The organism is Clavibacter sp. MX14-G9D (assembly GCF_032917815.1).
Classification (GTDB): Bacteria; Actinomycetota; Actinomycetes; order Actinomycetales; family Microbacteriaceae; genus Clavibacter; species Clavibacter michiganensis_K.
On sequence record NZ_JAVCVL010000167.1, the window covers coordinates 1 to 6,119 of the forward strand.

Here is a 6,119-nt window from a genome sequence, read left to right on the forward strand (position 1 = left end):
CCCCCAGGATCCGCTCGAGCTCGGCGTCCGGGCCGGGGGCGCCGGTGTGCGCGGTGCGGGCGTCGGGCGCGGCGGGAGCGGTGGAGGCGATCGTGGGCATGGACGGAAGCCTAGCCAGCGGTCCGACGACGGGGTGGACGCGCGGCGTGCGGCGGATCGCGGCGCCGGTCAGGCGCGGGGGGCGAACCAGGTGCCGACGTGTCCGCCGCCGAGGGCATCCGCGACCTGCGCGGTCGAGGTGAGGAGCACGCCCGTGCCGGCCTCCGTGGCCAGGCGCGCGGCGGCGACCTTGGTGACCGCTCCCCCGGTGCCGACGCCCGTGCCGGTGCTGCCGATCTCGACGCCCGCGAGCTCGTCGCCGAAGTCGACGTGCTCGATGCGGCGCGCGCCCGGCTCCTGGGGCGGTCGCGTGTAGAGCGCGTCCACGTCGGAGAGGAGCAGCAGGAGGTCCGCGTCGACCAGCCGCGCGACGAGCGCCGCCAGCCGGTCGTTGTCGCCGAAGCGGATCTCGTGCGTCGCCACCGTGTCGTTCTCGTTGACGATGGGCAGGAGCCGGAGGCCGAGGAGGCGCTCCATGGCGCGCTGCGCGTTCTCGCGGTGGTCCGGCGCGGCCAGGTCGCCGGCGGTGAGGAGCACCTGCCCCGCGACGATGCCGTAGCGGTCGAGGCTCTCCTGGTAGCGGAAGACGAGCACGCTCTGCCCGACCGCCGCGGCCGCCTGCTGCGTCGCGAGGTCCGCCGGGCGGTCGTCGAGGCGGAGGAACGGCATGCCCGTGGCGATCGCGCCCGACGACACCAGGACGACCTCGGCCCCGCGCGCGTGGACCGCCGCGATCGCGTCCACGAGGGGACCGATCTGCCCGGCGTTCTCGCCGCTGATGGACGACGAGCCCACCTTCACGACGATGCGGCGGGCCGTGGCGATGCCCGCGCGCGCGGTCGTGCCCATCGACTACGCCCTCTCGTCCGCGGGGGCGTCCTCGTCGGTCGCGTCGTCGTCCGCCCACAGCCCGGCCTCGCCCTCGCGCACGAGCTGAGCCCGCGCCTCGGCCTTGGCGTCCATGCGGGCGAAGTAGTCCTCGCGACGCGCCTGGTTGGTGCGGCGGTTGAGCGGGTCGACGCGGGCGTCCGCGCCGCGCGGGCTCGTGATGAGCTCCGCGGTGGAGGTCAGGGTGGGCTCCCAGTCGAAGACCACGCCGCTGCCCTCGCCGATGACGACGCTGGATCCGGCGACGGCCCCGGCCTTGAACAGCCCGTCCTCGACGCCGAGCTTCGCGAGCCGGTCCGCCAGGTAGCCGACGGCCTCGTCGTTGGTGAAGTCGGTCTGCTGCACCCAGCGCTCCGGCTTCGTGCCGAGCACCCGGTAGATGTCGCCGTAGCTGCCGCCGTCGACGCGGATGGTGAAGGGCTTCTCGTCCACCGCCCGCGGACGCAGCACGATGCGCGGGACCTCGGGCTCCTCGGCCGCCTTGGCGCGGGCGTCCTCCACGAGCTCGGCCAGGGCGAAGGACAGCTGGCGCAGGCCCTCGTGGCTGACCGTGGAGATGTCGAACACGCGGTAGCCGCGCGCCTCGAGCTCGGGGCGCACGAGCTCGGCGAGCTCCTGGGCCTCCGGGACGTCGATCTTGTTCAGCGCGATGAGCTGGGGGCGCTCGAGCAGCGGCACCTGGCCCGCGGGCACCGGGTACGCGGCGAGCTCGGTGAGGATGATGTCGAGGTCCGAGATCGGGTCCCGTCCGGGATCGAGCGTCGCGCAGTCCAGGACGTGCAGCAGCGCGGAGCAGCGCTCGACGTGGCGGAGGAACTCGAGACCGAGGCCCTTGCCCTCGCTCGCGCCCTCGATGAGCCCGGGCACGTCGGCGACGGTGTACCGGGAGTCCGCCACCTCGACCACGCCGAGGTTCGGGTGCAGGGTCGTGAACGGGTAGTCGGCGATCTTCGGCTTCGCGGCGGAGATGGACGCGACGAGGCTCGACTTGCCCGCGGACGGGTAGCCGACGAGCGCCACGTCGGCGACGACCTTCAGCTCGAGGACGACGTCGCCCTCGTAGCCCTGCGTGCCGAGGAGCGCGAAGCCGGGGGCCTTGCGCTTGGTGGTGGCGAGCGACGCGTTGCCGAGCCCGCCCTGCCCGGCCTCGGCCGCGACGAAGCGCATGCCGGGCGTGGCCATGTCGGCGAGCTCCTGGCCGTCGGCGTCCTTGACGACCGTCCCGACGGGCACGGGGAGCTCGAGGGTCTCGCCCAGCGTGCCGTGGCGGTGGTCGCCCATGCCGGGGCCGCCGTTCCGGGAGGAGCGGTGCGGGCCGCGGTGGTAGGCCAGCAGGGTCGTGACCTGCGGATCGGCGACGAGGACGATGTCCCCGCCGTTGCCGCCGTTGCCGCCGTCGGGTCCGGCGAGGGGCTTGAACTTCTCGCGGCGGACAGAGACGCAGCCGTTGCCGCCGTTTCCCGCCCGCAGGTGGAGGGTCACGGTGTCGACGAATGTCGCCATGTCTGTCGCTCGTTTCTTCTCGGGGTGTCTCCTGCGGAACGCACGCAAGGGCGGGCCGAGGCCCGCCCTTGAGGTGCTGCGCGGCAGAGCCGCTGCAGGATCGTGCTGTCGGCCTGCGCTAGGCCGGGACGACGATGTTGACGACCTTGCGGCCGCCCTTGACGCCGAACTCCACCGAGCCGGCGGAGAGGGCGAACAGCGTGTCGTCGCCGCCACGGCCGACGTTGACGCCGGGGTGGAAGTGCGTGCCGCGCTGGCGGACGATGATCTCGCCGGCGCCGACGACCTGGCCGCCGAAGCGCTTCACGCCGAGGCGCTGGGCGTTCGAGTCACGGCCGTTGCGGGTAGAGCTCGCGCCCTTCTTGTGTGCCATCTGCTTCTCCCTGCGTTCTCGTGCTAGTTGATCTCGGTGACCTGGACGCGCGTGAGGTCCTGGCGGTGCCCCTGGCGCTTCTTGTACCCGGTCTTGTTCTTGAACTTCTGGATGACGATCTTGGGACCGCGGAGGTCGTTCAGGATCTCGGCGCTGACGGTGACGTCGGCGAGCTTCGCGGCGTCCGTGGTGATGGTGTCGCCGTCGACGAGCAGGACCGCGGGGAGCACGACCTTGCCGCTCTGCTGGTTCTTGACCCGGTCCATCGTGACGATGGTCCCGACCTCGACCTTCTCCTGCCGACCGCCGGCGCGCACAACTGCGTAAACCACTTTTCCGTACCTGTTTTCTCTCGCGGGCTTGACTCACTGGGGACATGACGCCCTGTGGCCCGAATCATTGGAGGAAGTCTGCATGCAGGCGCACGACCTCGGGGGTCGGCGCATGCCAGCGACTCACGTTACCGGAACGCCGGACAGGGGTCAAACCGCGGACCCCCGGCGTCCTCCATGGATCATACGCGAGCATCCGGGTGCATCGCCGCACGCGCGCCGGGCGCGTCGCGACGGGGACCGACACGGGATCCGACGCGGCGGGCGCCTGCCTATGCTCGCAGGATGACCGTGCTCCTCGACCGACCCGCGTGGCCCGCGCACGGCACGCTGTGGGCGCACCTGGTGAGCGACGCGTCGCTCGACGAGCTGCACGCCTTCGCGCGCGCCGCCGGGATCCCGGAGCGGAGCTTCGACCGCGACCACTACGACGTGCCGGAGGCGCGGCACGCGGAGCTGGTGGCGCGCGGCGCCCTCCCCGTGTCGAACCGGGACCTGGTGCGGAGGCTGCAGGCCAGCGGGCTGCGCGTCACCCAGCGCGAGCGCAGGGCGCCCGAGGCCTGACCGCCGTCCGCACGGCGCACGACCAGGGGCCCGGAGCATGCGCTCCGGGCCCCTCGTCGTGCGGCCGCCACGGGGACGGCCGCGGGATCAGCTCGCGTCGTCGGTCGGGGCCGGCGTCGTCAGCGTCGCGGTCGAGACCCGGCGGCTGCGCGCGCGGCCCTGTCCCGGCTCCTTGGGCTGCGGCAGCGCGTCGAGCACGGAGCCGAGGAGCTGCTCCGCGTCGGCGGAGCTGACGCGGCGCGGCGCCGTGCGGGCGCTCGCGACGGGGATGTCGAGGATCTGCACGGGCTCCAGGCGGATGGCCTCGCGCGGCTCCAGCGTCGAGAGCGCGGGCTCCTCGACGGCGGCGTCGACGGGCGTCGGGTCCTCGGCGGGAGCCGCGGTCTCGACGGGCGTCCGCGTCTCCGGCGCCTCGGCGGTCGCGGAGGACGCGCGTCCCCGGCCGCCCCGGCTCCGGCGCGGACGGTCGCCGCGCGGCTGCTCGTCCGTGGACGCCGCCGCGGGCACGGCGGGCTCCGCCGCGCGAGCCGCGGTCCCGTCGTCGGGCGTCCGGACGACGTCCTCGACCCGGTCGATGGCCTCGTTCACCGTCTGGATGGTGCTCGTCGCGATCTTCGCGAGGGCGGAGCGCGCGTCGTCGGTGATGCTGTGGGTGCTGGCCGCTGGCGTGCGCTGCTGCTGCTGCTGCGCCTGGCCGCCGCCGCGCCCGCCGCCGTTGCCGGCGCCGTTCCCGCCGCCGTGCTCCTGTCCCTTGCCGCCGCGACGGCGGCCCTGGCCCTGGATCGGCTCCTGCGGCGTCTGCTTGTGCGCCATGAGCGGGTCGTGGTGGATGATGATGCCCCGCCCGGCGCACGTCTCGCAGTTCGCCGAGAACGACTCCAGCAGCCCGAGTCCGAGCTTCTTGCGGGTCATCTGAACGAGCCCGAGCGAGGTGACCTCGGCGACCTGGTGCTTCGTGCGGTCGCGGCTCAGGCACTCCACCAGGCGGCGGAGCACGAGGTCGCGGTTGGTCTCGAGCACCATGTCGATGAAGTCGACGACGATGATGCCGCCGATGTCCCGCAGGCGCATCTGGCGGACGATCTCCTCCGCGGCCTCGAGGTTGTTCTTGGTGACGGTCTCCTCGAGGTTGCCGCCGGATCCGACGAACTTGCCCGTGTTGACGTCGACCACGGTCATGGCCTCGGTGCGGTCGATGACGAGCGAGCCGCCGGACGGCAGCCAGACCTTGCGGTCGAGCGCCTTCTCGATCTGCTCGCTGACGCGGTGCTCGTCGAACGAGTCCTTCTCGCCGCGGTACGTCTCGACCCGGTCGATGAGGTCGGGGGCCACCCCGCGGAGGTAGCCCTCGATGATCTCCTGGGCGTCGCCGCCGTCGATGACGAGCTTGTGGAAGTCCTCGTTGAACACGTCGCGGATGATCTTCAGCAGCAGGTCGGGCTCGGAGTGCAGCAGCGCGGGCGCCTGCGCCTTCTCGACCTGGCGGCTGATCTCCGCCCACTGCGACGTGAGCCGCTCGACGTCGAGCTTCAGCTGCTCCTCCGTCGCGCCCTCGGCCGCGGTGCGGACGATGACGCCCACGTTCTCGGGCAGCACCTCCTTGAGCGTCTTCTTCAGACGCGCGCGCTCGGTGTCGGGGAGCTTGCGGCTGATGCCGTTCATGGACCCGTTGGGGACGTACACGAGGTAGCGGCCGGGGAGGCTGACCTGGCTGGTGAGGCGGGCGCCCTTGTGGCCCACCGGGTCCTTGGTGACCTGCACGAGGACGCGGTCGCCGGGCTTCAGCGCGACCTCGATGCGGCGGGCGTGGCTGCCGCCGCCCTTGTCGGCGTTGGCGGCCTCCCAGTCGACCTCGCCCGAGTAGAGCACGGCGTTGCGGCCGCGGCCGATGTCGATGAAGGCGGCCTCCATGCTGGGGAGCACGTTCTGGACCCGGCCCAGGTAGACGTTGCCGATGAGGGAGGCCTCGTCGGCGCGGGCGACGTAGTGCTCCACGAGCACCTGGTCCTCGAGCACGCCGATCTGGATCTTGCCGTCGCGCGAGCGCACGATCATGCTGCGGTCGACCGACTCGCGGCGCGCCAGGTACTCCGACTCCGTGAGCACGGGGCGACGGCGTCCGGCGTCGCGGCCGTCGCGGCGGCGCTGCTTCTTGGCCTCGAGGCGGGTGGAGCCCTTGATGCGCTGCGGCTCGGTGATGAGCTCCGGCTCGCGGGGCGTGCGGACCTTGACGACGGTGCCGGGCGCGTCGTCGCCGTCGCGGCCCTCCTCGCCGGAGCGGCGGCGCGCGCGGCGGCGCACCGACGGGGCGTCGTCCTCGTCGTCGTGGTCGTCCTCGCGGTCGCGCACGCGGCCGTCGC

At 73.1% G+C, this 6,119-nt stretch carries 6 protein-coding genes; 1 reads left to right on the forward strand and 5 read right to left on the reverse strand.

Annotated elements, in window-relative coordinates:
• Nucleotides 1–168: 168 nt before the first annotated feature.
• The 4 genes from proB to rplU all read right to left on the reverse strand — a co-directional run bounded on the left by proB (nucleotide 169) and on the right by rplU (nucleotide 3,195).
• Complete coding sequence (gene proB, locus Q6969_RS12055; protein ID WP_317230658.1) at nucleotides 169–948, reverse strand: glutamate 5-kinase; 780 nt, start codon at nucleotides 946–948, stop codon at nucleotides 169–171.
• Nucleotides 949–951: 3 nt separating this feature from the next.
• Nucleotides 952–2,490: a GTPase ObgE gene (obgE, locus tag Q6969_RS12060; RefSeq protein WP_317230659.1), complete on the reverse strand. Its 1,539-nt coding sequence runs from the start codon at nucleotides 2,488–2,490 to the stop codon at nucleotides 952–954.
• 118 nt (nucleotides 2,491–2,608) lie between these two features.
• The gene (rpmA, locus tag Q6969_RS12065; RefSeq protein WP_012299161.1) at nucleotides 2,609–2,863 is read right to left on the reverse strand and encodes a 50S ribosomal protein L27; all 255 of its coding nucleotides are present in this window, start codon (nucleotides 2,861–2,863) and stop codon (nucleotides 2,609–2,611) included.
• A gap of 23 nt (nucleotides 2,864–2,886) precedes the next feature.
• Nucleotides 2,887–3,195: a 50S ribosomal protein L21 gene (gene rplU / locus Q6969_RS12070; RefSeq protein ID WP_012038175.1), complete on the reverse strand. Its 309-nt coding sequence runs from the start codon at nucleotides 3,193–3,195 to the stop codon at nucleotides 2,887–2,889.
• 285 nt (nucleotides 3,196–3,480) lie between these two features.
• On the opposite strand from rplU, the gene Q6969_RS12075 reads away from it, so the two are divergent.
• Nucleotides 3,481–3,759: a DUF4031 domain-containing protein gene (locus tag Q6969_RS12075; RefSeq protein ID WP_317230660.1), complete on the forward strand. Its 279-nt coding sequence runs from the start codon at nucleotides 3,481–3,483 to the stop codon at nucleotides 3,757–3,759.
• Nucleotides 3,760–3,846: 87 nt separating this feature from the next.
• Here the strand turns inward: Q6969_RS12075 and Q6969_RS12080 are convergent.
• Nucleotides 3,847–6,119, reverse strand: a 2,273-nt coding sequence (locus tag Q6969_RS12080) for an Rne/Rng family ribonuclease (protein WP_317230661.1), incomplete at its 5' end; no start/stop codon positions are given.